The 25871-nt window shown below is 64.2% G+C and carries 23 protein-coding genes; 14 read left to right on the top strand and 9 right to left on the bottom strand.

What is annotated here, in order from left to right:
- Positions 1 to 416 precede the first annotated feature (416 nt).
- The 3 genes from ACOOHP_RS13045 to radC form a co-directional block, all read right to left on the bottom strand.
- A complete protein-coding gene (locus ACOOHP_RS13045; RefSeq protein WP_420466854.1) occupies positions 417 to 2447 on the bottom strand; it encodes a ParB/RepB/Spo0J family partition protein in 2031 nt (676 codons plus the stop codon).
- A gap of 69 nt (positions 2448 to 2516) precedes the next feature.
- Positions 2517 to 3344 (bottom strand): DUF932 domain-containing protein, encoded by an 828-nt coding sequence (locus ACOOHP_RS13040; RefSeq protein WP_420466853.1) that lies wholly within the window; start codon positions 3342 to 3344, stop codon positions 2517 to 2519.
- A 529-nt stretch (positions 3345 to 3873) separates the two neighbouring features.
- Positions 3874 to 4380, bottom strand: a complete 507-nt coding sequence (gene radC / locus ACOOHP_RS13035; protein ID WP_420466852.1) for a RadC family protein — start codon at positions 4378 to 4380, stop codon at positions 3874 to 3876.
- Positions 4381 to 4739: 359 nt separating this feature from the next.
- On the opposite strand from radC, the gene ACOOHP_RS13030 reads away from it, so the two are divergent.
- The gene (locus ACOOHP_RS13030; RefSeq protein ID WP_420466851.1) at positions 4740 to 7388 is read left to right on the top strand and encodes an AAA family ATPase; all 2649 of its coding nucleotides are present in this window, start codon (positions 4740 to 4742) and stop codon (positions 7386 to 7388) included.
- On the opposite strand, the gene ACOOHP_RS13025 is transcribed toward ACOOHP_RS13030, so the two are convergent.
- The 6 genes from ACOOHP_RS13025 to ACOOHP_RS13000 all read right to left on the bottom strand — a co-directional run bounded on the left by ACOOHP_RS13025 (position 7351) and on the right by ACOOHP_RS13000 (position 12215).
- Positions 7351 to 8073 carry a hypothetical protein gene (locus ACOOHP_RS13025; RefSeq protein WP_420466850.1) on the bottom strand — a complete coding sequence of 241 codons (723 nt, stop codon included), beginning with the start codon at positions 8071 to 8073 and terminating at the stop codon, positions 7351 to 7353. The two genes, ACOOHP_RS13030 and ACOOHP_RS13025, sit on opposite strands and share 38 nt — an antisense overlap.
- Positions 8070 to 9353: a hypothetical protein gene (locus tag ACOOHP_RS13020; RefSeq protein WP_420466849.1), complete on the bottom strand. Its 1284-nt coding sequence runs from the start codon at positions 9351 to 9353 to the stop codon at positions 8070 to 8072. Before ACOOHP_RS13020 ends, ACOOHP_RS13025 begins: the two co-directional genes overlap by 4 nt.
- A gap of 13 nt (positions 9354 to 9366) precedes the next feature.
- Positions 9367 to 10185, bottom strand: coding sequence for a TIGR02391 family protein (locus ACOOHP_RS13015; RefSeq protein WP_420466848.1), 819 nt, complete (start codon positions 10183 to 10185; stop codon positions 9367 to 9369).
- A gap of 15 nt (positions 10186 to 10200) precedes the next feature.
- Positions 10201 to 10506 (bottom strand): helix-turn-helix domain-containing protein, encoded by a 306-nt coding sequence (locus ACOOHP_RS13010; protein ID WP_420466847.1) that lies wholly within the window; start codon positions 10504 to 10506, stop codon positions 10201 to 10203.
- On the bottom strand, positions 10487 to 10873 hold the full coding sequence (locus tag ACOOHP_RS13005; RefSeq protein ID WP_420466846.1) for a type II toxin-antitoxin system RelE/ParE family toxin: 387 nt from the start codon (positions 10871 to 10873) through the stop codon (positions 10487 to 10489). The genes ACOOHP_RS13010 and ACOOHP_RS13005 overlap by 20 nt, the downstream gene beginning before the upstream one ends.
- Positions 10874 to 11012: 139 nt before the next feature.
- On the bottom strand, positions 11013 to 12215 hold the full coding sequence (locus ACOOHP_RS13000) for a tyrosine-type recombinase/integrase (RefSeq protein WP_420466845.1): 1203 nt from the start codon (positions 12213 to 12215) through the stop codon (positions 11013 to 11015).
- A 238-nt stretch (positions 12216 to 12453) separates the two neighbouring features.
- Here ACOOHP_RS13000 and ccmA point away from each other — a divergent pair, with 238 nt between their 5' ends.
- From ccmA to odhB, 13 genes are all read left to right on the top strand, one after another.
- Complete coding sequence (gene ccmA / locus ACOOHP_RS12995) at positions 12454 to 13038, top strand: heme ABC exporter ATP-binding protein CcmA (protein WP_420466844.1); 585 nt, start codon at positions 12454 to 12456, stop codon at positions 13036 to 13038.
- A gap of 73 nt (positions 13039 to 13111) precedes the next feature.
- Positions 13112 to 13780, top strand: a complete 669-nt coding sequence (gene ccmB, locus ACOOHP_RS12990; RefSeq protein ID WP_420466843.1) for a heme exporter protein CcmB — start codon at positions 13112 to 13114, stop codon at positions 13778 to 13780.
- Positions 13781 to 13782: 2 nt separating this feature from the next.
- Complete coding sequence (ccmC, locus tag ACOOHP_RS12985; protein WP_420466842.1) at positions 13783 to 14556, top strand: heme ABC transporter permease CcmC; 774 nt, start codon at positions 13783 to 13785, stop codon at positions 14554 to 14556.
- Between the two features lie 130 nt (positions 14557 to 14686).
- On the top strand, positions 14687 to 14854 hold the full coding sequence (ccmD, locus tag ACOOHP_RS12980; RefSeq protein WP_420466841.1) for a heme exporter protein CcmD: 168 nt from the start codon (positions 14687 to 14689) through the stop codon (positions 14852 to 14854).
- Positions 14851 to 15447 carry a cytochrome c maturation protein CcmE gene (gene ccmE, locus ACOOHP_RS12975; RefSeq protein ID WP_420466840.1) on the top strand — a complete coding sequence of 199 codons (597 nt, stop codon included), beginning with the start codon at positions 14851 to 14853 and terminating at the stop codon, positions 15445 to 15447. The genes ccmD and ccmE overlap by 4 nt, the downstream gene beginning before the upstream one ends.
- The gene (locus ACOOHP_RS12970) at positions 15444 to 17426 is read left to right on the top strand and encodes a heme lyase CcmF/NrfE family subunit (protein ID WP_420466839.1); all 1983 of its coding nucleotides are present in this window, start codon (positions 15444 to 15446) and stop codon (positions 17424 to 17426) included. The genes ccmE and ACOOHP_RS12970 overlap by 4 nt, the downstream gene beginning before the upstream one ends.
- Positions 17426 to 17950 (top strand): DsbE family thiol:disulfide interchange protein, encoded by a 525-nt coding sequence (locus ACOOHP_RS12965; RefSeq protein ID WP_420466838.1) that lies wholly within the window; start codon positions 17426 to 17428, stop codon positions 17948 to 17950. Before ACOOHP_RS12970 ends, ACOOHP_RS12965 begins: the two co-directional genes overlap by 1 nt.
- On the top strand, positions 17947 to 18402 hold the full coding sequence (locus ACOOHP_RS12960; protein ID WP_420466837.1) for a cytochrome c-type biogenesis protein: 456 nt from the start codon (positions 17947 to 17949) through the stop codon (positions 18400 to 18402). Before ACOOHP_RS12965 ends, ACOOHP_RS12960 begins: the two co-directional genes overlap by 4 nt.
- Entirely contained in the window at positions 18402 to 19625 is a 1224-nt protein-coding gene (gene ccmI / locus ACOOHP_RS12955; protein ID WP_420466836.1) for a c-type cytochrome biogenesis protein CcmI, read from the top strand. Before ACOOHP_RS12960 ends, ccmI begins: the two co-directional genes overlap by 1 nt.
- Positions 19626 to 19662: 37 nt before the next feature.
- Positions 19663 to 20517, top strand: a complete 855-nt coding sequence (locus ACOOHP_RS12950; RefSeq protein WP_420466835.1) for a MaoC/PaaZ C-terminal domain-containing protein — start codon at positions 19663 to 19665, stop codon at positions 20515 to 20517.
- Between the two features lie 157 nt (positions 20518 to 20674).
- Entirely contained in the window at positions 20675 to 21580 is a 906-nt protein-coding gene (gene galU / locus ACOOHP_RS12945; RefSeq protein WP_420466834.1) for a UTP--glucose-1-phosphate uridylyltransferase GalU, read from the top strand.
- Positions 21581 to 21667: 87 nt separating this feature from the next.
- Positions 21668 to 24532, top strand: a complete 2865-nt coding sequence (locus tag ACOOHP_RS12940; protein WP_420466833.1) for a 2-oxoglutarate dehydrogenase E1 component — start codon at positions 21668 to 21670, stop codon at positions 24530 to 24532.
- Between the two features lie 28 nt (positions 24533 to 24560).
- Positions 24561 to 25772 carry a 2-oxoglutarate dehydrogenase complex dihydrolipoyllysine-residue succinyltransferase gene (gene odhB / locus ACOOHP_RS12935; RefSeq protein ID WP_420466832.1) on the top strand — a complete coding sequence of 404 codons (1212 nt, stop codon included), beginning with the start codon at positions 24561 to 24563 and terminating at the stop codon, positions 25770 to 25772.
- Positions 25773 to 25871: the final 99 nt, after the last annotated feature.

Raw genomic sequence — 25871 nt, 5'->3', positions numbered from 1 at the left:
CTCCCCGCAGGAAGGCATCACCGGCATGCACCCTGATGCCGGCAAGGTTGGTTCCGCAGCGACATGCGGGAATGCTCCCGGCACTCGGCGGTGGACGGCTTGAGGCGTGGTCTGGAATCGTCATGGCAAGGCCGCGCGGCATGTCGATGAACGGGCCGGCGTGATGACCTGAAAAGCCCGCTGCCAGCGTCGAGGACGGCAGGCTTTCGCACAACTCAGCGCAGCAACGTCGGGCGTAGCCCCGCGTCCCGCCCACCGTGGCGGGGCGCTGTGGAAACCTGGCCCGCTGGTGGGCGCCGATTGCCGTTTTGCTGTGCTGTTGAAAACGGGCGCGGCAGACCTGCCGCGCCCGTTTTCAACAGCACAGCAAAAAGCCCCGGCGCGATCTGTGCCGGGGCCATGCTCACGCGGCTACGTCATGCCGCCAGCGCCTGGGCCACTTCCTCCGCTTCGGCGGTGGCCTCGTCTTGCGGCACGTCATCGGCACCTTCCTGCACCGTCCCGCTTTCGGCCGCGAACACGGCGGGCATCCAACCGCTGCCTTGCGCCAGCCGCTCGGCTTCGCTGGCAATGTCGGCCTTCTTGAGCTTCGCCAGCCGGGTGACGTGCGACGGCGCGAACTGCTGCACGGCTTCCAAGATCACGGCCTTGGAGACGTGCTTGAAATAGCCTTCGGCGGTCGGCGTCCACCATGCCCGCATGTCCAGTCCCACGGCCTGCGCCAGTTCCGCGCCGGGCGCGACCTGCGCGGTACGCGGCGTCACCACGTCCACGCTGGCGGCGACGCATATGGCCAGCAGTTGCACCAGTTCGCCTTGCTCCATTGCCAGCAACGCAGCGAACAGTTCGGCGCTATCCTGCGACAACTGCCCGCGCCACGTCTGTTGCAGTTCGCGCAACGCGACGGCAGCCGGCGATTCCGGCCAGTCCTGGGCCATGCCTTCCAGACGATCCTGCACGGTCAGGCGCACGCCGAGCGGCAGGTCGCGGCCGTAGTGGCTTTCTTGCAAGACGGTCTGCACCATGCCATGTACCAGCGCGGCCAGTGCGACTTGCGGATGCCGCGCCACTTCGATTTGCAGCGCCGCCGTGCGATGCGCGCTCAGGCGCTGTGCCAGCCGGTCGGATAGGTTCGCGGCCTTGGGCGGCTCGGCGTCCTCGCCTTCGTCGTCGCTCACACCTTCCGTTCCGGTGAAGCCGTGGCGCAGCTTTTCCAGTGTGCGCAGCGCCTTGGCCTCGGCCTCGCGCAGCAGCCCGCGATGAATCGCGGCCTCACCGTCGCGGTCGATGGTGACGATGGCACCGGCCACGGCGCGCACGTCCGGGGCGTAATGCTGCAAATCAGCCTGCAAGGCTTCCAGTTCATGCGTCAGCCGCTCGCGCTGCTCGTGCAAGGCCTCCGCCTTGTCTTCGTCCTCGGCCTCGTAGGCGTCTTCCAGCGCGGTATTGGTCTTGTCGAGGCGGTCTTGCAGCGAGGCGATGCGCCGGGCTTCGCGGGCGTTCGGTTCGCGCCGCTGGCGTGGGGCGTTCTGGAATGCTTGGCGATCGGCATGGCTCAGGTGTGGCACGGCCTCTATCCACGCCCAACCCTCGGCGCGCACATCCTCGGCCAGCGCGTCCAGCTTCTCGCGCACCAGCCGTTCCAGCAGCGCCGCATCGTTCAGATAGACGCCGCTGTCGTCCTCGGCGAACAAATCGCGGCGGGTGCCGCCGCCTGCCGCCGTGTAGGCGTCCAGCCCGACGAAGCGCACCAGCGAATGCTGCGCGTCGATCTCGCGTTCGGTCAGGCGATTGCGCAAGGCAGACGGACTGCGCTGCCATTCCGGGGCCTCGTAGAACGCGGCTTCCTGCGCGGCGTGGTCATCGGTGATCGCCAGCGCCATCAACTGATCGAGCGTCACGACATCGGCGCGGTATTCCGCCATCAGGCGCGGCGAGACGTTGGCGAGTTTCAGACGGCGCTGCACGACCAGCGGGGAAACGCCGAAGTCGGCGGCAATGTCTTCCACCGGGCGACCTTCCGCGACCAGCGCAGCGAATGCCTCGAACTGGTCGGCGGGGTGCATGGCTTCACGCTGCACATTCTCGGTGAGGCTGACAGTGCGGGCGCTGCTATCTGCCACCAGCAGGCACGGCACTTCGTGGGTGCTGGCAATGCGCTTCTTCTTCGCCAGCAGCTTCAACGCGGCAAGGCGACGTCCGCCGGCTTCGACGTCGTAGTGCTCGCCATCCTCGGACTGGCTGACGATCAGGTTTTGCAGCAGGCCGACGCGCTGGATGCTCGCGGCCAGTTCCGGGATGGAAACGCTGCGGTGAGTCTTGCGCACGTTGCGCTTGGAAGGACGAAGCTGCGACAGCGGAATCAGAATCAGATTCTTGGTCGGGTCTGCCGCTTCCAGCGTGGCGGCGGTGCGGGCGGTGCGGGTGGTGTTGGCAATGGGGTTCATGGTGAAGCTCCTATCGAAAGAGAAAACGAAACGGGAGAAACGGAGGGGCATCGCGCCCCTCCGTGGTGTTCAGGCTTTCAAGCGGCGCAGGCCATCGGCGAGCAGCCACAGGGCACGGTTCAAGCGCACGGACTGGTCGATGCCCTGCACGGGCCGGGTGTGCTGACGGCGACCGTTGGCGCTGCGCGCCACCAGCCCGCCTTGCGTCAGGTTTTCTTGCACGCGGTTGAAGGTGCTCCACAGGTCGGCCCGGTTGTCGTCGAACCGGCGCGGGGCCAGTACCTGCGTTTCGGTGATGGGCGCAGGCTTGTCGGGGTCGTCGTACTTGAGCGCCAGCGCGGCGCGCGCGAACACTTCGGCCTCGCCGTTGTCGAGCGTGACGGCCTGCATGGCATCGCGGGATGCCTGCGCGCCGACGAAGCCGTGCAGCACTTCATAGGCGCCCTCGATGACGTGGCCCGCCACGTCGCCCTTGTGAGGCACGCGCACGTCCGCCACGGTGTCGCCGCAGACGAGGCCGTTTTGGCACACGAAGCGGAACATGCCGGCGAGCATCTGATAGCTGCTGGTGCCATCGTGCGAGTTCAGCAGGATGATTTCGTTCGCCTCGCGGCCGTTGATCTGGCTGGCGTGCCGCAGCCGGATCATGTGCTTGGTGTGCTCGCGCTTGCCTTCATCGCGCACGCGCGTCTGGCAGACCATGAAGGGCTGAAAACCTTCCTTGCGTAGCTCGGTCAGCACGGCGGCGGTGGGAATGTAGCTGTACCGTTCGGAACGGCTGGCGTGCTTGTCCTCGGCAAAAATGGATGGGGCCACGCGGCGAATCTGCTCATCCGACAAGGGATGGTCGGTGCGCAGCATCGGGGAACGTGAAGCGAAACGGGATGCGAGTTGCATGGTGCTATCTCCATTGAGGTTGCTGTCGAAACCCCCACCGGATTCCTAGATTCGGAGCCCGCTTTTCAGCTTCTCCGGTGGGGTCGGCGCTTAAGACCTGGGCCGGCCTCGTTGCCACCGTCTTTCCTGAGTTCATCGCCCGCGACGGTCAGGAGCGCGCGGCCGAGTGCCGTCAAGGAAACAAGCGCCGGGTTGGTGCGGCCCGCAGCGCAGCGAGGACACGGCACGGCGCGCCTTGACGGCACTCGGCCGCGGGCTACAGTCGCGAAAAGGTGATGGAGTCAGGAAAGTCGGATCGACAGGCAACGGCCGCAGAGGGCGCCGATCCCACGCAAGCGAAGCGCGCAGCGCCGCAGGCGCGAAGGCCGATCAGGCGCAGCCTGTTCGGCAGCTTTTCAGGGGCGCCAAGCGAAGTGCGGCGGGGATCGGTGTAAACCGTTCCCCTGGAGTGCAAGCGCAGCGCGCAGGCCCGCAGGGCCGGAGACCGTCGGCGCCGGGCGCAGCAAAAAGGGGGCCGAAGCCCCCGCGATCACAGCCAGCCCCGTTCGGCGAAGGACACCGTGGATTCGCCACCGACGACGATGTGATCCAGAGTGCGTACCTCCACGAGCGCCAGCACATCCTTGAGCCGCTGGGTCAGCAGCTTGTCGGCCTGGCTCGGCTCAGGATTCCCGCTCGGATGGTTGTGAGCGAAGACCACTGCCGCCGCATTGAGACGCAGCGCCGTCTTGACCACTTCGCGCGGGTATACCGCCGCCGCGTCGATGGTGCCGCGGAACATCTCGACGTACTCGATCAGCCGATGCTGGCTATCGAGGAACAGCGCCGCGAACACCTCGTGCTCGAAACCGGCGAGCTTGGTGCGCAGGTAGTCCTTCACCAGCACTGGCGACGTAAGCAGCGCGCCGCGCTGGATCTTCTGGTCGATCACTTGGCGCGCGATCTCCAGAATCTGATCGGCAGTCGCCGGTAGATAACGGCCTTGGCCATCACGTACCAGTAAAGAGGCATCGAAGACGAAAGAGAACTGCGACATGACCATGCTCCGGTAGCTCGGGCGGAATTGCCCGGAACCGGCACGGCACGGCGCAGCGCAAGCCGTCACAGGGTCACGACGGCCACGGCCGCAAGCGTGCAAAGCACGCGCAGCCCTTGACGGCGAGAACGCCGTGATACGGTGAAGGGAAACAGCAAGACCGCCCACCACTGCCCACGCAGACGCAAACAGGCAAGCGGAGCGCGCATGCCCTCAAGGGCCGTAGGCGTCAGGGATCAAAGCCGAATGGCCGCGACTCGCAGAGGCGCGGGGCGCAGCCCGCGAGCCCGACGGCGGTACGCCGGGACGCACAATGCGTCTACTTGGAGTAAAAACTACAACAAGGGCTGGAGGGGACTATGTCGATATTGCAAGAAATACTGGTTTGGACTCAGGGGCTGTCCACATGGCAAAGCGACGCAGTCGCGCGCCTGCTGGCCAAACAGACACTGACAGCGGATGACCAGGACGATCTATTCGCGTTGCTCAAGTTGGCACACGGCATCCCCGATCCGAAAGGCCGCACGCCCAAACCGCTCACTGCCGACCAGATACCGGCACCGGTCAAGGTGACGACGCACATCGAATTGCTCGCGATGAAGAACATGCGTCACGTCAACGCGATTGCAGAGAACCAACATTTGGCATTCAGCGCCGCCGGAATGACCGTCATCTACGGCGATAACGGTTCCGGTAAATCGGGATACTCGCGGGTACTCAAGCGAGCCTGTCGTGCTCGCGATCAGACCGAAGCGATTCATCCGAATGTCCATCTTCCCGCTGGCAAGGCAGGGGCTCCTGAAGCAGCCTTTGAAATTACCGTGGACGGTGTTGCAAAGGACGTGCAGTGGACACACGGCAAAGCCGCGCCCCCTGAGTTGTCATCATTCGCGATCTTCGACTCACGATGCGCACGTGCCTACCTCGACAGCGAAGACGATTTTTCCTACGTACCTTACGGTCTTGATGTCTTCGAGGCACTGGCGAAAGTCTGTAAACAGTTGAAGACCGCGATTGATGCAGAACATGCGCAGTCCGCCGCCGACCTCGCCGCGTTCGTGCCGCTGCAAGGCGACACAGCAGTCGGCAAGCTGATCGCGTCACTGTCCGCCAAGACAACGCAAGCTCAGATCGACGCACTGGCCACCCTGACGCCGGAAGAATTGGTTCAGCACGTAGCGCTGGACAAGAGCCTGAAGGAGAACAACCCGAAGGAGAAGGCGGCTCAATTGCGCTTGCGCGCCCGCCGTGTCGCAGCCATCGCAACGAATGCCACCAGCAAAGGTGCTCTGGTGGATCGATCCGTCGTCGCCAAACTCCACGGTTTGGCGGATAGCTATCGCACTGCGCAGGCGGCAGCCGCGCTTGCAGCCAAGGAATTCAAGGAAGGCGAGAACCTGCTGCCGGGCACCGGCGGCGAAGTCTGGCGTGAGTTGTTCGATGCCGCCCGCAAGTTCGCCGTCGAATCGCACCCGGATAAGGCGTTTCCCGATTTGGGCTCGGATACGCCTTGTCCACTATGCCAGCAACCTCTGGCCGAAGGCGCCGCTCGCTTGCTGCGTTTCGAGGCATTCATACAGCAAGAAGCCGAGAAAACCTCACAGGCACGTCGCACCGCACTCTACGCAGAATACAAGCCTTTCATCACACAGAGTCTGACGTTGAATCTCGACGATGTGACCCACGGTGAGATTGAAACCCTAGATCCGCAACTGGCCGCCGAGGCCAAGGCGTTCGAGACGCTGCTGACGACTCGCCAGGAAGCCATCAAGGCGGCGGTGCTCTCGCACCAATGGGGCAGTGTCGATCAAGCTTTGGTAAATCCGGCCGCGCAACTTCAAGCACTGGCCGACAAATTGAACGCTGAGGCCGAAACCTTGGAGAAGGCATCGGACGAAATGGCCCGCGCCGCCCTCCAGAGGCGGTTTGCGGAACTCGATGCGCGGGTCCGACTGAGCCAAGTCAGGGATGCCGTGGTCACGGCTGTTGGCAAGCTCAGTCATCAGGCGAAACTCACGCAGTGCCTCTCGGCCGTCAAGACCAATGCCATCTCACTAAAGGCATCGGACATGGCCGAGAAGGTCGTGTCCAAGGAACTGGCAGAAGCACTGAACCGCGAATTCAAGGCGTTGGGTGTCGGCACGCTGAGCGTTTCGCTCCAGAGTCGCACCGACAAGGGAAAGGCTTTACACAAATTGAAATTAGAGCTGCCACAAAGCCGCAGCCCTGGCGACATCCTGAGCGAAGGTGAACAGCGCGCCGTGGCGATCGGGTCCTTTTTGGCCGAAGTCGGATTGAGCGGCGGCAAGGGTGGCATCGTGTTCGATGATCCCGTGTCTTCGCTCGATCATCGCAGGCGAGAGCGTGTGGCAAAGCGCCTAGCAACCGAAGCCGCGCACCGCCAGGTCGTCGTGTTCACCCATGACATCTACTTTCTGTGCCTCCTGGTGGAAGAAGCGAAATTGGCCGGCGTGACGATTTCAACCCAAAGCTTGATTCGCCGCGCCGAGGGATTCGGAATCGCCGACCCAGAACTGCCATTTGAAGGAAAGAATGCGAGCAAGCGGATCGGTGCGCTAAAGGCGAAACAGCAATCCATCGCCAAGTTGCACAAGGACGGCGAGGAACAGGAACATCGCAGGCAAACTGTCGATGCCTATTTCCGGTTACGCATGGCATGGGAACGCGCGGTTGAAGAAGTCCTACTGCGCGAGGTCATCCTCCGTTTCCGTAAGGGAGTGGAAACGCAGCGGCTCGCCGGAGTGGTGGTCGATGACGAGGACTACGCCCAGGTCAATGCCGGCATGACGAAGTGCTCAAACTACGCGCACGACAAGGCGCTTCTGGGTGGCGTTGCAGTCCCCGATCCTGATGAACTGCTTGCCGACATTACAGCGTTGGAGACATGGCGCGCACAGATCGACAAACGCAGCGTGGAGACGGCCAAGAAGCGTAAGGCTGGACCGGCTGCTACTTCGGTGCCTGTAGTGGCCGCAACATCTGGGTGACTGGAACATTACGAAACTCGGACATATGCGAGTCGTCATGGACAAAGATCGCATCGAATACCGAAAAGGCGGCCATTTCCGTCAAAAGCGGCGTCAGGTACGTTGCCGCCTTGGAATAGTTAATGGCCGGCAGCGGCCAGTTGTCATAGACGATCAGCCAGTTGGCTGGATATCGAACGAAGCCTTCTGCTGTCGCCTTCGGCATCTTTTCCTTGACATAGTGCGCCATCGCTGCGGCCCATTCACGCTCTGGTGAATCGCCGCACCAGCCAGAACCGGATTCATCGGCCTCGATCTCACGACGGAGTTCGTCGGACGTTTTCTTCGGCTCCCCAGGCTTGACGTGAGGAGTGAAGTAGACATCCGGCCCCAAACCTTCCTTTTCACGAAGGAAATCCGCGTGGGCGATGTTCTCCGGTACAGCTTCGGTGTGCTCGATCCCCACGTTAGCGCCATGCATTGCCAAGAGGAAATCCGGCTTATCGGAATGGGTTAGGGTCAGTGGGAACAAGAACTGTTCTGCCGGCAGAGTCGCAAGCAGATGCGCGATGCAATAGCGCTCTGCATGATGCTTGCGGCGCCCGTCTGAACGCGGAGGGACGTCGATATCCAGCTCGGCTAGCCTGGCCCTTAGCTCCGCTGGAGTGTTTGCCCGCAGGATGATTTCCGGCATGGGGATGGTCACGCCTCTTGGCTGGTTGCGGCGTGATTGCGATGCAGGTCCGAAACCACCGCGATCAACCTGTTGATCGGTTCGGCCAGTCGCTTCGGCAATACGCGGTGCTGGGTATGAGTTTTAAGGTCAGCGATCCAGCGATGCGCAACCCATACGTCTTCTTCGGGGTTGTTGTTGTCCACGCCGTTGCAATATTTGTAGCCAACGAGCGCATCAGCATGCGACAGCAGTACGCGCGCCATGGTCATGTGGAGGCGATGAGCCTGCAGATCTGCGGGACCTTGGGGCCGCGGAAGGGTCAGACGTAGGCATCGCTGGTTGTTGAATTCGGTCCAGTCGGGGCCAACGACCTGTCCCGCACGCTCCAGCATCTTGCGCGACTGCTCGTTCTTGCCGTTGACCAGGGCAACGGCGACTGTGCCCTTCGGGTACTCCAGCTTTTCGGCCAGTGCGTTCATCCAACGCACCAGCTTGCTCAGGGTATTGTCGTCCGCAAACACAAGGAATTGGTGGCGCTGTTCGTTGTCGAGAAATGCCGGTAGCTGGGCATAGAGGGGATACAGGAGATCGTGCAGATAGATGTACGTCTGCCGGCGTCCTTGCTCATGACTCCGCGTGGTCGCGGTCAGCACCTTTTGTGCCCATTCCGGCGTGAGTTCTGCCAGCGTCATCTCGGTGATGTCAATGGAGATGAGGGGGAATCCGAGCGATTTTCCGATTAGCGCCTTACGCCCATCGAAGACGTGCCCAAGTTCGATTTCAACGCCACCCAGCACCATCGGCTCGGTCTGGACAGGCGGCCCGAGCACGGCAACGTCGAGTCGGAATTTGCTGCCGAAAGGTGTCTCCAGCGGGTGCTCGATCACCACCCTGTCGGCACCAAGTAGCAGGTTGCCTTCCAGCGGATAGTCCGATGCGTCCACATCCTTGAACGCCCACGGCATCGCAAGCCCAGCATTCAAGCGTCGGGATAGTTCAGCCGCGACAAGTTCCTTCGCGTACCGGTGTTCGGCGCTTTCCTGCACGGCGCGCCACCGATTGGCTTCTTCATCGTCGAAGTGCGCTTTGGGGCTATAAGTGTGCCGGGCAGGAAGTACCCGGAAATGGGATCGCCGACGCAGCTTCCCCTTTTCAAAGGAGGGGCTAACCCATGTCACCATCTGCCGTGACGCGCTCGGAGATACCAAGGGCCACAGCTTGCGTGCATGCTCCCGGCTACGGACGTTGCGCGCGGAGATCGTGGTCTGGAAAATCCCTTTCCGGGAGAAGACAACGATCGCCTCATCCATTCTTGCTGCTCCCTTATGGCAATGCGGTAGCTACTTTCGTGGTGCCATCCAGCTTGCGGTGAATCAGCGATATCAGCGTCAGGATATCTAGTGCATCCTGCTCGGACATGGGCCAATTCGTCTTGGGCGCATGGGCTAGCGGATTGCGCACGGCCCCGAATAGGCCAAGCAGCAGGTTGGCAAAACCTTTTTGCTCGCTCTTTTCGGATTCGGTGATGAGCGGCCCCAAGACCAGAACGGGCTGCTGGCCTGCAAATGCCTTGTTCACCAAGTCTGCGCCGTCGCCGCTCAGGCCCGACAGCAGGCGAATCCGCTCAGCAACGCCTTTTGTTGCCTCGAAAACAGCATGGAAATAGTTTTCATCCAGCAGTTCTTCGCGGCAGTAGTTCAGGACTTCTGCATGCACGGCGCGGCTCTCCAACGCTGCCTTTAGCCGCCCGGCACGCGCGCGGGCTGCGTCGAGCGTTGTTGCCTTGTCGGCATGTCCGACCTTGCCATCCTCGCGCACATAGAAGCCCGAGAACGCCAGCACGACATTGAGTTCGTCGCGCCGCCAGGCGAAAGTTCCAGGATCTCGGGCGTAATTTACTGGGTCCATCGCGCGGTTGATGAACATGATGAGATGGTTGCCGACCTGATGCTGGTTCTGTGCGCCTGCCAGCGCGTTGAACAGCCGCTTCCATTTCGTCATGCCAGGTGATGGGTCATCGACCTTGATCTCCTGCAGCAGTCGCTCGATTTGCGTGCCGCTCAGGCCTTGCACGGTGTCGGCAAGAACACGGCAGGCGGCCTCAAGGTGCTGCGAACTGAAAGAGGCAATCCTTGCTGCCACTGCCGATGCCTCCGATCAGATGATCGCCACCAAACCCTTGTCGGCGATGATGTTGAGCAGTTTGAGGGCCGGCCCGGCCGGGCGGGTCTCACCCTGTTCCCACTTGCGCACGGTCGAGGCCGAGGTATGCAGGTGATGCGCGAAGACCGGCTGGCTGAAGTGCAATGCCTCGCGCAGACGCTTGATGTCATCGGCGTTGAACTCCCGCACCGGCGGCGGACAGATCGCGTCGAACTCGCGCATCGTCACCTTGCCGATCGCGCCAGCGCGGTGCAGTGCGGACAGATCGCCGCGCAGGGATTCAATGATCTTGCTCGTCACAACACACCTCCAGTAATACGCCGGCCTGCAATGCTTTCAGCAAGTTTTCAGGGGATAGCTCCAGAAACACCTTGCCGGCAAATTGCAGCGCCTTCTTCTCGTCCTGCGTGATGTTCGCCTTGTCGCTTTTCGGGAACCCAAGCAGGAATACATAGCGGCTGCCGAGCCGTGCCGATAGCAGAGTGCGGTAGCCGCCGCTTTTACCGCCGCCTGGGCGCGCTACCCGCTTCTTATAGAGGGAGCCGCCCAAGTCCGCATCGATCAGACCGCTTTCCATCTCCTGGACCGCCTTGCACAAGGCGGCATCGGGCAATTTCTCCCCCGTCTGCCACCGCGCAAAATCCTTGCGCTTGAGAGTGCGTGTCATCTTGATCTCCGAAATATACCCGATACGGGTACACTTTTCCAGTCCCCGGGCCGGCGCTCAGGTGGAAAGGGCGGCCAGCTCGATTGTCGTGCCATCGGCACGACAATCGTGGCAGACAGGGCAGGATACTGGCCGGCGGTCACGCGGCCACCTGCTCCGGTTCCCGGCGCGCACCGACAACAGACCTGCGGCGGTTCGCCACCAGTTCGGCGGCCTTGCGCACCGGATCGTCCTCGATGTGGACGTAGCGCATGAACATCGCCACTGTCTTGTGCGCGGTTAGCGCCATGCCGACCTTGACCGGGATGCCCGAATTGGCAATATCGGTTGCCGAGCGGTGGCGGATGCCGTGGGTGCCGACCTTCGGCACCCCGGCGCGATCGAGGATGCGCCGCCATGCGTGGTAGTACGAGCCGGGGCTGAGCGGCTTGTCATGGTCGAAGATGGCCGGGCAGACATAGGGCGACTTCCCGTAGCGCGGCGAGTTCGTCAGCAACCGACGGGCTTCCTCGCTCAACGGCTTCGACATATCGCCGGTCTTGCTGTCCGGCCAGACGACCCGGCTGTTGGGCAGGTCGAGCCAATCCCACTGCAACAGCAGGACCTCCGACATACGCGCCGCAAACTCGAATTGCAGCCGAACCGCAAGCAGGTGGATCGGATGCTCCAGTGCCTCGGTCTCGGCCTTGTCCAGGTAGGCGAACAGCTTGACCATTTGCTCGTCAGTAATGAGGCGGGTCGAGCCTTTCTCCGGGTACTTGGGGACGTGACGGCAGGGATTCGAGCCGTCAGGCCGATACCCCCACAGCTCGGCCAGGTTGAACATCTTGCGGACAAGCGCCAGCACACGATTGGCCTGCGTGGGTGACTTCTCCATGCGCTTCATCAGCGCGGTGATGTCGTGGCGCGTGACCTCATGAACCTTCTTGCTGCCGAAGGCCGGGATGATGAAGCTGTCGATCTGGTACTGGTAGCTGTCCTGCGTGCTCGGCTTGTTGTGCGGCTTGGAGTGGTCTTCCATGAACCGGCCGCACAACTCCTTGACCGTCGGCGCCTTGCGGGCCTCGGCTTTATCGTGTCCGGGGTCGCCGCCGCGCCGGACTTCGGCCAGCCAGTCCTGTGCCAGGGATCGCGCCTGTTCGACGGTCAGCTCGCCGAACTGGCCGAGCGCCGGCTTGCGACGCACGCCGGAATTCGTGCGGTACTGAAGCATGAATACCTTGCGGCCGGCTGGTGTAACCTTGCACATGAAGCCGGGAACGATCGTATCCCGGAGTTCCACGTCGCAGGTCTTTGGTTGTGCAGCGTCAACCGCGGTCTTGGTAAGTTTGATCTTCGCCATGATGTGCTCCTGAAAAGCTCCGATTTCCAGGAGCCGGCCAAGAGCCAAGCGAAGGAGAACCGGGGCGGTTTGTGTCGCGCACCGGGATATGATCTGAGGCTTGGCGCAGAAGGAAAACCCGCCATAGCAAGCTCCATCCAAGCCCAGCATTATCCGGTACAGAACACATGCTCTGGCTTAAAATCCCCCGACTTCACAGTCGTGCCGGTTCGAGTCCGGCTTCGGGCACCACGGGTCGATGGCACTGCTGACGGCATCGGGCCTGGCGGTGGGACGCGGGGACCGCCAGTTGCTCGGCGGGCTCTATTTCGTCATCGAGCCGGGCGACGTGTTGCACGTGCGCGGCCGCAATGGCGCCGGCAAATCCTCGCTGATCGAAGTGCTGGTGGGTCTGCGCCCGCCGCTGGCCGGCGAAGTGCAGGCGCCGCCGCCGTCGTCGCTGCACTGGATCGGACACCGTAACGGCCTCAACGCCGACCTCAGCGTGCGGGAAAATCTGCTGGATTGGTGCGGACTGCAGCGTCTGTCCAGCACCCACCTCCAACCGGCGCTGGAGCGCCTGGGGCTCAACCGGCTGCAGCATCGCCCGGTGCGGACGCTGTCGGCCGGTCAGAGGCGGCGTGCGGCACTGGCGCGCCTGCTGATCGATGCGCGTCCGCTGTGGTTGCTGGACGAGCCGCTCAGCGGGCTCGATGCCGAAGGCGTGAGATGGTTCGGCGAGGTGCTCGACGAACACGTGGCCGCGGACGGTGCGGTGATGATCACCAGTCATCAGAAGCTGCCGGGTCGCTTGCCGCGCTTGCGGGTGATGGAGCTGCGATGAGCGAGCTCGGTGCCAGGCCCCGCGCCCGGAGCCGGCCGCCTGGGTGCGCCACGGCGAAGATGCGGGTCGCACCATGAATCGCCTGTTCGCCACCCTGAAGCGCGAGCTGCGCATTGCCTGGCGCCACAAGGCATCTTTCGTACTGCCGCCACTGTTCTTCAGCATCGTGGTGACGCTGTTTGCCCTGGGGGGGCGCCCCGGCGATCCGCGCCTGGCGGAACTGGCACCTTCGGTGATGTGGGTGGGCGGTCTTCTGGCTGCACTGCTCACACTGGATCGGTTGTTCCGGATCGACCTCGAAGACGGCTGGCTGGAGCAGAATTTCGTGGCGCCGTCGTCGCCGGTGTGGATGGTCTGCGGCAAGCTGCTCGCCCATTGGCTGCTGACGGGACTGCCGCTGGTGCTGCTGGCGGTACCGCTGTCGTTGCAGCTCGGCTTCCCTGTCGGTATACCCTTGGGCGTGCTGTCCTTGAGCCTGCTGCTCGGTACGCCGGTGTTGAGCCTGATCGGCGGTTTTGCTGCGGCGCTGACGGTGGCGCTGCCACGGGCGGGGTTGTTGTTGCCGGTGCTGGTGCTGCCCCTGATGGCGCCGGTAGTGATCTTCGGCAGCGGCGCGGCCAGGGCGGCGCAGGCGGGGCTGGACCCCTGGGGACCGATATACTTTGTCGCTGCGCTGCTGGTGCTGACCACGACTTTGCTGCCCTGGGCGACCGCGGCAGCCCTGAGAAACGCCTTCGACTGACGATGATGTGGACCTGGTTTCACCGACTGGCCTCGCCGCCCAGCTTTTATGCGCTGGGTCAGCGTCTGGCGCCCTGGCTGGGCGCGCTGGCGGCGGTGTTGCTGGGCTACGGGCTGTTCGCGGGCCTGTGGCTGGCGCCGCCGGACTATCAGCAGGGCGATGCGTTCCGCATCATCTATGTCCACGTGCCGGCGGCGGCGCTGTCGCTGTCGCTGTACACGGGCATGGCGGTCGCCGGGGTGGTTGCGCTGATCTGGCGGATCAAGCTGGCGGAGTGCGCCATCGTCGCCCTGGCGCCGGTGGGCGCGAGCTTCACTGCGCTGGCGCTGGTCACCGGCATGCTGTGGGGCAAGCCGATGTGGGGCACCTACTGGGTGTGGGATGCGCGCCTGACCTCGGAGCTGGTGCTCCTGTTTCTGTACTTGGGCGTGATCGGGCTGGACAGCGCCTTCGCCGATCGGCGTGCCGCGGCCCGTGCCTGCGCGCTGCTGGCGATTGTTGGCGCCGTCAATGTGCCCATCGTCAAGTATTCGGTGGACTGGTGGAACAGCCTGCACCAGGGCTCGACCATCCTGCAGTTCGGCAAGCCCAACATCACCCCCGAGATGGGCTGGCCGCTGTATGCGTCGCTGCTGGGTGCATATCTGTTCGCCGGTTATGTGGCGATCCGCCGCCTGCAGAACGAATTGCTGCGACGCGAGCGTCGCAGCACCTGGGTACGCGAACTGATGGCGGGCAGAGCGGTCAGCCCCTCGGCAGGTGCGGGGCGGGCCTGAGCCGCGGCGAGCGATCTGCCCGGCGCGCCCGCACGCCGCCGGAACGAAGATACTTCGCCGCGTTCAGAATGGCGTTCGATCCGGCCGGGAGGCGGGGCGGGCCGGTCTGGCGACGGTACTCTGAGAAACGATGAACGATTGGTTCGATATGGGCGGCTACGAGCTTTACGTCTGGGGCAGCATAGGCTGCACGCTGGCGGTATTGGCGTGGAATCTGTGGGCTCCGGCCGCACAGCGTCGCGAGCTGCTGCGGGAAGAGCCGGACAGTGAAGAAGACCACACGGAGGACGCGGCATGACACGCCGACAGGGACGTATGCTCGCCGTTACCGGGCTGGTGCTGGGCGTGGCCGCGGCCGCGGCGCTGGGTTTCACCGCCTTCAGCAAGAACCTGATGTACTTCCAGACCCCCACCGACATTGCCGAAGGCAAGGTGCCGCCCAACGCCAAGCTGCGCCTGGGCGGGCTGGTGGAGGCGGGGAGCGTGGCCCGCGGCGAAGGCTTGAAGGTGAGTTTTTCGCTGGCCGATTGCAGCCGCAATGTGCCGGTCGATTACGAGGGCATCCTGCCCGACCTGTTCCGCGAGGGGCAGGGGATCGTCGCCACCGGCCGGGTCGAGAACGGCCGCTTCATCGCCGACGAGGTATTGGCCAAGCACGACGAGAACTACATGCCGCCCGAGCTGGCGGCCAGCCTGCAGACCGCCGATGGTCATTCCTGCGCGCCGTTCAAATCCGCATCGCAGCCGCAGGCTGCGGCGGACGCCCCTCGCCCTGCGCAGCAGGGAGAGGGGGTTGAAGGCTCCGAAGGCGCCGAGGTCCGCAGAGCGGACGGTGGGGTGAGGGGAGCGGTTAGGCCCGCGTCCCAACCGCAGGCTGCGGCGCAGTCATGATCGCCGAGTACGGGCACTACGCGCTGTGGCTGGCGCTGGCGGTGGCACTGGCGCAGACCTTCGTTCCGGTGGTCGGGTATGCGCGCGGCGATGCCCGTTGGATGGGCTTGGGTGCGAGTGCAGCGCAGGCGCAGTTCGGGCTGGTGGTGGTGTCCTATCTGTGTCTGAGCCAGGCGTTCTGGGTCAACGATTTTTCGGTGGCCTACGTGGCGTCGAACTCGCACAGCGAACTGCCGCTGATGTATCGGCTGTCGGCGGTGTGGGGGGCGCACGAAGGTTCGCTGCTGTTGTGGATGCTGATGCTGGCCGGCTGGGGCGCCGCGGTGTCGGTGTTCAACCGGCGGCTGCCGTCCGAGGTTTCCAGCCTGGTGCTGGCCACCCTGGGTGCGGTGGGAGTGGGATTCCTGCTGTTCATGCTGCTCACGTCCAATCCGTTCGACCGCGTGTTTCCGGTGCCGGCGGAAGGGCGCGACCTCAACCCGCTACTGCAGGATCCCGGCCTGATCATCCATCCACCCATGCTCTATATGGGTTACGTCGGATTCTCGGTGGCCTTTGCCTTTGCCATTGCGGCGCTGGTGACCGGGCGCCTGGACGCCGCCTGGGCGCGCTGGGCGCGGCCCTGGACCACCACCGCCTGGCTGTTCCTGACCATGGGGATCACCCTGGGGTCGTGGTGGGCCTACAACGAGTTGGGCTGGGGCGGTTGGTGGTTCTGGGACCCGGTGGAGAACGCTTCCTTCATGCCGTGGCTGGTGGGCACGGCATTGATCCATTCCCTGGCGGTGACCGAGAAGCGCGGGTTGCTGCAGTCGTGGACGCTGCTGCTGTCGATCCTGGTGTTCTCGCTGTCGCTGCTGGGCACATTCCTGGTGCGCTCCGGTGTGCTGGTATCGGTACACGCGTTTGCCACCGATCCGGCGCGCGGTGTCTACATCCTGATGTTCCTGGCGGTGGTGGTGGGCGGCAGTCTGGTCCTGTACGCCATTCGCGCGCCGCGGCTGGTACAGCAGGGCCAGATGGAGCTGGCCTCGCGCGAAGGCCTGCTGCTGCTCAATAACGTGTTTCTGGTGGTGGCTGCGGCGGCGGTGCTGGTGGGCACCTTGTACCCGCTGGCGGCGCAGGTCTTCGGCTACAAGATGTCGGTGGGCCCGCCGTATTTCAATGCGGTGTTCCTGCCGCTGATGGCGCCACTGGCGGTGCTCGTCGGCATGGCCGGCGTGGTGTCTTGGAAGCGTGCGCGGCTGGGACCGGCCCTGCGTCCGCTGCGCCCCTGGGCGATCGCGGCGCTGGCGCTGGGGCTGGCGCTGCCCTGGATCACTCAGCGCGAATGGTCCTGGGGCGCTGCGGCCGGCGGCGTGCTGGCGATCTGGGTGCTGACCACGTCGGTACAGGAAGTCTGGCGCCGCGCGCGAGCCCGCAACTCGCTGATGCAGGGCTTGCGCTCGGTGCCGCGCGGGGCCTGGGGCATGACCATGGCGCACTTCGGCTTGGGGCTGTGGACGCTGGGCGTGGCTTTCACGTCGACCTTCAGCGTCGAAACCGACGTGCGCCTGGGACCCGGACAGAGCGCGTCGATCGGGCGCTACGAGTTCCGTTTCGATGGCGTCACCCATGTCGACGGCGCCAATTACCAGTCGGATACCGCCGCCGTGGCGGTGTTGCGCAGCGGTCGAGAGATCGCCCGGCTGAGTCCCGAGAAGCGGCTCTACCCCTCGCAGGGTAGTGTGATGACCGAAGCGGCGGTGGACGCCAACCTGCTGCGCGATCTGTACGTGGCCATGGGCGAGCCCATCGACAAGAACGACGTCAACGGCGACTGGGCGCTGCGCCTGTACTACAAGCCGATGATGCGCCTGGTATGGCTGGGTGGGGTGCTCATGTTCTTCGGCGGCATTCTGGCGGCGAGCGACCGGCGCTACCGGTTGGAGCAGCGGCGCACCGCCGCTGACCTGCCACCGGCTGCGGCGGTGGCCTGATGCGCTACGCCCTACCGGTGGCGCTGTTGCTGGGCCTGCTGGTATTGCTCGGCATCGGCCTGCGCCAGGACCCCAGCATGGTTCCGAGTCCGTTGATCGGCAAGCCGGTGCCCGAGTTCGCGCTGCCGCTGCTCGACGACGACACCGTTACCCTGACCCCGCAGACGCTGGCCGGTCGCACGGTGCTGGTGAATTTCTTCGCCAGCTGGTGCGCCGGCTGCCAGGTCGAGCACCCGCTGTTGATGAAGCTGGCGCGCGAGCAGGGGGTGGAACTGGTCGGACTGGCCTACAAGGATGAGCCGCAGGCGACGCAGCAGTGGTTGCGTCGTCATGGCAACCCTTATCGCAGCGTCGCCAAGGATCGCGACGGCCAGGTCGGACTGGACTGGGGTGTCTACGGTGTGCCGGAAACCTATGTGCTGGGCGCCGACGGCACCATCCTCTACAAACAGATAGGCCCCATGACCGTGCAGGCCTGGCAGGACTCGATCGCGCCACTATTGCAGGTGAGGAGCGCGCCGTGAGGCGCCTGTGGATGGGCGTGCTGCTGAGCCTGGCGGTCGGTTCCGCCGCCTGGGCGCTGACGCCGCAGGAGGCGCCGCTGACGGCCGCACAGGAAGCCCGTTACCGCAGCCTGATTCACGAGTTCCGCTGTCTGGTGTGCCAGAACCAGACCATCGCCGATTCCAACGCCGAACTGGCCACCGATCTGCGCAATCAGGTCCACCAGCGCATCGTCGGTGGCGAGTCGGATGACGAAATCCGTCGTTACGTCACCGATCGCTACGGCGATTTTGTGCTGTACAAACCGCCGATGAGCGGCCGTACCGTACTGCTATGGGCCGGGCCTTTCGTGCTGCTGGCGCTGGCGCTGGGCGTTGCGGTGCGGTTCGCGCGCCGTCGCAGCCGGATGCCTGCGCCGGCCGCCGCCGACCCCGAGCAGTTGCAGCGTCTGCTGCGAAACGAGGATCGCTGATGCTGCTGGCCTTGATGATCGTGCTGGCCGCCGCCGCCGCCGCCTGGACCACCCGCCCGCTGTGGCGCGCGGCGGTCGACGCCGGCCTGCGTCGCCGCACCGCGAACGTGCTCGCCTATCGTCAGCGGCAGGCCGAGCTGGAGGCCGACCTCGCCGCCGGGCTGCTCGACGGCGATACCGCAGGCGCGCTGAAGTCGGAACTGGACGTGCGTTTGCTGCGCGATGCCGACACTGCCGATCCCGCTTCGCATTCCGGTGCGCGCGCACGCTGGGCCAGCGCGGTGCTGGCCTTGCTGGTCGTCATCGGCGGTTTCGTGGGTTATTTCGCGGGCGGGTCCTGGCGCATCCAGCAGCAGGTGGCGCAGGGACCGCAAGCCGATGTCCCGAGCGCGGAGTCGGTGGACGCCATGGTGGGCGCGCTGGCGCAGCGGCTGCAGGACAACCCCAACGATGTCGATGGCTGGGTGCTGTTGGGCCGCTCTTACTTTGTCATGGGTCGCTATGCGGATGCCGCCGCCGCCTACGCTGAGGGCAGCCGCATCGTCGATGCGCAGGAGCCGGATCTGCTGGTGAACCAGGGCGAGGCGCTGGCGCTGGCGCGCGACCGCAATCTGCAGGGTCGGCCGGCGCAACTCTTCGATGCCGCGCTCGCGCTCGATCCGGCCCACGGCAAGGCCTTGTGGTACGCAGGGCTGGCGGCGCAGCAGGCCGGGCAGACCGCCGTGGCCCGGCGCCATTGGGTGGCCCTGTCGCAACAGGAATTGCCCGAGGACATGCGCGGGGTGCTGGACGAGCGTCTGGGCCAGCTCGATACGCCGCCGGCGACTGCGGCAGAGGCCGCGACAACGGCTGCTCCGGCGCCGGCCGGTGATCCGTTGCGCCTGCGCCTGGCGGTGAGTGTGATGCCGGCGCTGCGGCCGCAGGTGGCAGCAGACGCGGTGCTGTTCGTGTTCGCACGCGCCGCTGGCGGCCCGCCGATGCCGCTGGCGGTCTATCGCGGTCGTGCGTCGGAACTGCCCGGGCAGATCGAACTTCACGACGGCATGGCCATGCAACCCGGCCTGGAACTGTCGGCTTTCGATCGCTGGGAGGTGGTGGCGCGCATCAGCCGCTCCGGCGGTGCCCAGGCCGCCAGCGGCGATCTGCAAGGCAGTCTGACCGTAGCGCGCGAGGCCCTGGGCGAAGCGGCGCTGGCCGTGCAGATCGACCAGGTCGTACCTTGAGCATTCCCGTCGGCTGTCGCGACCGCACGCTCCCAACATGACCCAGACTCTTCTGCAGATGCCCGGCGCACTGGGCTTGTATGCCAAGGCGCTCGCCACTCTTGGGCGCAAGCCCGGCAAGAACATCCGCATTCCGCCGCTGGCAGTTCGCATCGCGGCGGTGCAGGCCGATGCGCAGCGGTTGGCAGCCTATCGCGCCATCTGCGGGTTCGAAGACGACGGCCTGCTGCCGATCACCTTTCCCCAGGTACAGGCGTCGGCGCTGCACCTGTGGCTGATGCTGCAGCCGGAGTTTCCGATGCCATTGATGGGCATCGTGCATTTGCGCAACCGTTTCGAGTGCCTGCGCCCGATGCCCGCCGATCGGACCTTCGATGTCGATGCGAGCATCGTCGAGGGTCGACGTACCCACCAGGGTTACGAGTTCGATCTGCTCACCGAGTATCGCGACGTACAGGGCGAGATCGTCTACCGCGCGCTGATGACGCCGCTTTACCGCATGCGGGTCGAGGGTCTTCCCAAGCCGCCAAAGCCGGCGGCCGCTCCGGCGACCCTGGCCGACTACCTCAGCTTCGACGCTCCGGCCGACATCGGTCGCCGCTACGCGCCGATTGCCGGCGATTTCAACCCGATCCACCTGCATGCGCTGAGCGCCAAGGCCTTCGGGTTTCCGCGCGCCATCGCGCACGGCATGTGGGCAGTGGCGCGCGCGGCCGCGGCGATCGAGCGGGTACGCCATCGGCCGGCACGCGATCTGGCGGTGCAGTTCCGCCAGCCGCTGCTGCTGCCGGGCAAGGTCGCCCTGCGATATCGGGCCGCGGCGCAACAGACGGATTTTGCCCTGCTGTCGCGCACCGCCGACAAAGTTCATTTCACCGGCGCTCTGAAATAGCCCGCAGGGCGCACCCATCAGGGCTGCACGCCGCTGCATTCCGGCTGCGCTGCGCCTAAACTATGCGGTGTCAATGCAGGAGCGTTGCCGAGGTCCAGGTGGCGGTCCCGTCCTTTGCCGTTCCTTCAAGCAAGCCCCTAACTCAGGACGACCCTCTATGCGTATTCGTAAAGCAGTGTTCCCTGTGGCCGGCATGGGGACGCGGTTTCTTCCCGCGACCAAGGCCAGTGCCAAGGAAATGCTGCCTGTCGTCGACAAGCCGCTGATCCAGTACGCCGTGCAGGAGGCGATCAGCGCCGGTGCCGAAGAGCTGATTTTCATCACCGGCCGTTCGAAGAATTCGATCATGGATCACTTCGACAAGGCCTACGAACTCGAAGCCGAGCTCGCCCAGAAGGGCAAGGAGAAACTGCTGCAGACCGTGCAGGAGATCCTGCCGCCGGGCATCACCTGCATCTTCATCCGCCAGGCTGAGGCGCTGGGCCTGGGCCACGCCGTGCTCTGCGCCTGGCCCGCGGTGGGCGACGAGGACTTCTCGGTGATTCTGGCCGACGACCTCATCGATGGCCGCCTACGCCCTTGTCTGGCGCAGATGCAGCGGGTGTATCAGGAATACGGCACCAGCGTGATCGCCTGCGAGCGCGTACCCAAGGAAGAGGTCAGCAGCTACGGCGTGGTGGAGGTGCAGCCGGTGGGCCCGGGTCTGGGCGAGATTCGCGCCATCGTGGAGAAACCCAAGCCGGAGGACGCCCCCAGCAACATCGCCGTGGTCGGTCGCTACATCCTGACGCCACGCATCTTCAAGCTGCTGGAGCGCACGCCGCGCGGCAAGGGTGGCGAGATCCAGCTCACCGACGCCATCCAGGCGATGATCCAGGAACAGACCGTGCTGGCCTACGAGTTCGAGGGCACCCGCTACGATTGCGGCTCCAAGCTCGGTTATCTCAAGGCCAACGTCGAGTACGGCCTCAAGCATCCGGAACTGGCCGAAGAATTTCGGGAGTATCTGGGTACGCTGACGTCCGCCTGGCAGCAGGAATCATTCCCCAAGACCGGAACCTAGAGGACGGTTTCCAGTGGTCGGTTTCCAGACCTGCAGCATGCTTCCCGCCGTTCTGGCAACAGCCAACTGGCAAACAGCAACCGATATATGACCGCCAGCAAGTATCAGAGCTACATCGCGTCGTCCTCCATCGCCGGCAACAACGCCGCGTTCGTCGAGTCCTATTACGAGCAGTTCCTGGAAGACCCGGAATCGGTAGAGCCGTCCTGGCGCGCCTATTTCCGCAATATCCAGGACCAGAGCGCGCCGCGCGAAGTGGCGCACAGCGATGTCGTCGCCAAGTTCGAGGCGATCGCCCGCGACAAGCGTCCGGGTACGGTGGTGATCAGCGACGGTGGCTTCGACGCGCGCGCGGCCGAAAAGCAGGCTGCGGTGCTGCGCCTGATCAACTACTACCGGGTGCGCGGCCATCAGGTCGCGCGGCTCGATCCGCTGGGCCTTGCGCCCACCGATCTGATTCCCGATCTCGACCCGGCGTTTCACGGCCTCACCGCGGCCGACATGGACACGGTGTTCAACACAGGGACGCTGGCGGCGGCCGATCGTCTGCCGCTGCGCGACATTCTCAAGCTGCTCAAGGCGGTGTACACCGACACCATCGGTGCGGAGTACATGTACATCACCGAAACCACCGAAAAGCGCTGGATCCAGAAGCGGCTGGAAACCGTCGCCTTCAAGCCCAAGCTCACGTCGGAGCGCAAGAAAAGCACCCTGCTGCAGTTGGTTGCCGCCGAAGGCCTGGAACGCTACCTGCACAACAAGTACGTCGGTCAGAAGCGCTTCTCGCTGGAGGGTGGCGATGCGCTGATCCCAGCGCTGGATGAAATGTTGCGCGCCTGCGCCGAGCGCGACGTCGAGGAGATTCTGATCGGGATGGCCCATCGCGGCCGTCTCAACGTGCTGATCAACACGCTGGGCAAATCGCCCAAGGATTTGTTTGCGGAATTCGAGGGCAAGTATTCCGCCGAATCGATGTCGCGCTCGGGCGACGTGAAATATCACATGGGTTTTTCCGCGGACATCGAAGTCGGCGGCAAACGCCTGCACATGGTGCTGGCCTTCAATCCCTCCCATCTGGAGATCGTCAACCCGGTGGTGGAGGGCAGCGTCAAGGCGCGCCAGACGCGCCGCAACGACGAAGCTGGCGCCCGGGTGGTGCCGGTGCTGATCCACGGCGATGCCGCCTTCGCCGGACAGGGCGTGGTGATGGAGACCATGCAGCTGTCCGAATCCAAGGGCTACGGGACTGGCGGCACTCTGCACATCATCGTCAACAACCAGATCGGTTTCACCACGCCCAATCCGATCGAGGCGGCGTCGGGGCGCGAGGCACGCACCTCGCGCTACTGCACCGATCTGGCCAAGATGCTCGAGGCCCCGGTGTTCCACGTCAATGGCGACGATCCGGAAGCCACGGTGTTCGTCACCCGTCTGGCGATCGACTTCCGTAACGAGTTTCACAAGGACGTGATCGTCGACATCTGCTGCTATCGCCGTCTGGGCCACAACGAGGCCGACGAACCGGCTGTGACCAGCCCGGTGATGTATCAAAAGATCAAGCAGCATCCGACGACCCTGACCCTGTATGCCAAGCGCCTGGAAGAAGAGGGCGCCATCGCCAAGGGCGAAGCAGAGGACCTTGTCGCCCAGTACCGTGCAGGACTGGACCAGGGCGAGAACATTGCCCGCACCACGCTGGGCCTGGTGGGCAACAAGCACACCGTGAACTGGGCCAACTACAACAAGGGCGAGTGGGATACCCCCTCCGATACCTCGGTCAAGCTCGAATTGATGCGCTCCCTGCACGAGCGCCTGAGCAAGTTGCCGGATGGCTTCACCCTGCATCCGCGCGTGGTCAAGCTTTACGAGGACCGCAACAAGATGGCGGCCGGCGAGCAGCCGATGGACTGGGGTTTCGCCGAGACCATGGCCTATGCAGCGCTGGTCAACGAAGGGTTCTCGGTGCGCCTGTCCGGCCAGGACGCGCGGCGTGGTACCTTTTTCCATCGCCACGCCACGGTGCACGATTTTCGCACCGGCGAGCGACGTACGCCGCTGCGGCATCTGGATTCCGACAAGTACCGTTTCGTCGTCAACGACACGCTGCTGTCGGAAGAAGGCGTACTTGGCTTCGAGTACGGTTACGCCACCACCGATCCGGACACCCTGGTGATCTGGGAGGCGCAGTTCGGCGACTTTGCCAACGGCGCCCAGGTGGTGTTCGATCAGTTCATCGCCAGCGGTTACGCCAAGTGGGGACGGCTGTGCGGACTGACCGTGTTCCTGCCGCATGGCTACGAAGGTCAGGGCCCCGAGCATTCTTCCGGCCGCCTCGAGCGCTGGCTGCAGTTGTGTGCGGGCAACAACCAGCAAGTGGTGGTGCCTTCGACCCCGGCGCAGATGTTTCACATGTTGCGCCGGCAGATGAAGCGGTCGCTGCGCATGCCGCTGATCGTGATGACGCCGAAGTCGCTGCTGCGTCACCCCATGTCGACCTCGTCGCTGGACGATCTCACCAAGGGCCGCTTCCAGCCGCTGATTCACGAAACCGAGAAACTCGATCGCAACAAGGTCAAGCGCGTGGTGTTCTGCTCCGGCAAGGTCTATTTCGACCTGGTGCAGGCGCGCGCGAAGGAAAAGCTCTCCACCGTCGCCGTCGTGCGTATCGAGCAGCTCTATCCTTTCCCGCAGGCCGATTACGAGGCGGCGCTGGCCATGTTCCCCAAGGCCAAGGACGTCGTCTGGGCCCAGGAAGAGCCCGAAAACCAAGGCGCCTGGTACCAGATCAAGCACCGCTTGCAGATCTATCTGCAGCCGCAGCACCGCATGCTGTACGCCACGCGGCCGGGCATGGCCACTACCGCGGGGGGGTACCTTAAGGTGCATCACAAGGAACAGGAGGAGCTGATCCGGGAAGCATTGACCGGCGGCAAGCCTGTGCAGGGCGGCTGACAAAAATCCATACCGGAATCTCACAACAATGACCATCGAAATCCGCGTCCCGCAGCTGCCCGAATCCGTATCCTCCGCCACCGTCGCCACCTGGCATGCCAAGGCCGGTGACGCCGTCAAGCGCGAGCAGAACCTGGTCGACCTGGAAACCGACAAGGTGATGCTGGAAGTGCCGTCCACCGCCGACGGCGTGCTCAAGGAAGTGCGCATCGCCGCCGGGGCTACCGTCAACGCCGGCGATATCATCGGCATCCTCGAAGAGGGCGCCGCTGCCAAGGCCGAGCCCGCGGCTGCGGCTGCGGCCGCGGGCAAGCCCGCCACCGCGACAGCGGATGACGCGCAAAGTCCGGCCGTGCGGAAGTTGCTGGCGGAGTTGAATCTGACGGCGAGCGCGATCCCCGGCAGCGGCAAGGGCGGGCGCCTGACCGTGGAAGACGTCAAGGCTCACGCCACCCAGCAGAAGGATGCGGCGCCCAGTGCTGCGCCATCATCTGCACCCGCGCCGAGCGCCACGCCGGCGCCGCGCCGCATGGCCGGTTCGCGCGAAGAACAGCGGGTGCCGATGACGCGCATCCGCGCGCGCATCGCCGAGCGCCTGGTGGAAGCCCAGGCCACTGCGGCCATGCTCACGACCTTCAATGAAGTGGACCTCAAGGCTGTCGGCGACCTGCGCGCCAAGTACAAGGACGGCTTCGAGAAGACGCATGGGGTCAAGCTCGGTTACATGAGCTTCTTCGTGAAAGCGGCAATCGAAGGGCTGAAGAAGTTTCCTGCAGTCAACGCCTCGATCGACGGTGGCGACGTCGTCTACCACGGCTACTACGACATCGGTGTGGCGGTCTCCACCGAGCGCGGTCTGGTGGTGCCGATCCTGCGCGACGCCGATACGCTGTCCTTTGGCGATATCGAAAAATCCATCGGCGATCTTGGTGTCAAGGCGCGCAACAACAAGCTGACGATGGATGATCTGACGGGTGGCACGTTCTCGATCACCAACGGCGGCGTGTTCGGATCGATGATGTCCACCCCCATCCTCAATCCGCCCCAAGCCGCAATTCTGGGCATGCACGGGATTTTCGAGCGTCCCATCGCGGTCAACGGCGAAGTGAAGATCAGACCGATGATGTATCTGGCGCTGACCTACGACCACCGCCTGATCGACGGTCGCGAAGCCGTGGTGTTTCTGCGCACGATCAAGGAAAGCCTGGAAGACCCAGCGCGCCTGCTGCTCGCGATTTAGAGCGTTTTTTGTTTAAGTGCTGATATTTCTACTGCCATCCAGAGCGAAGCGAAGGATCTTCTTTCCAACTGCGCTTATGCTCTGGGAATAGATCCTTGG

Source organism: Panacagrimonas sp. (assembly GCF_965216805.1).
GTDB lineage: Bacteria > Pseudomonadota > Gammaproteobacteria > Nevskiales > Nevskiaceae > Panacagrimonas.
This window is presented reverse-complemented; position numbering and strand designations above follow the sequence as displayed.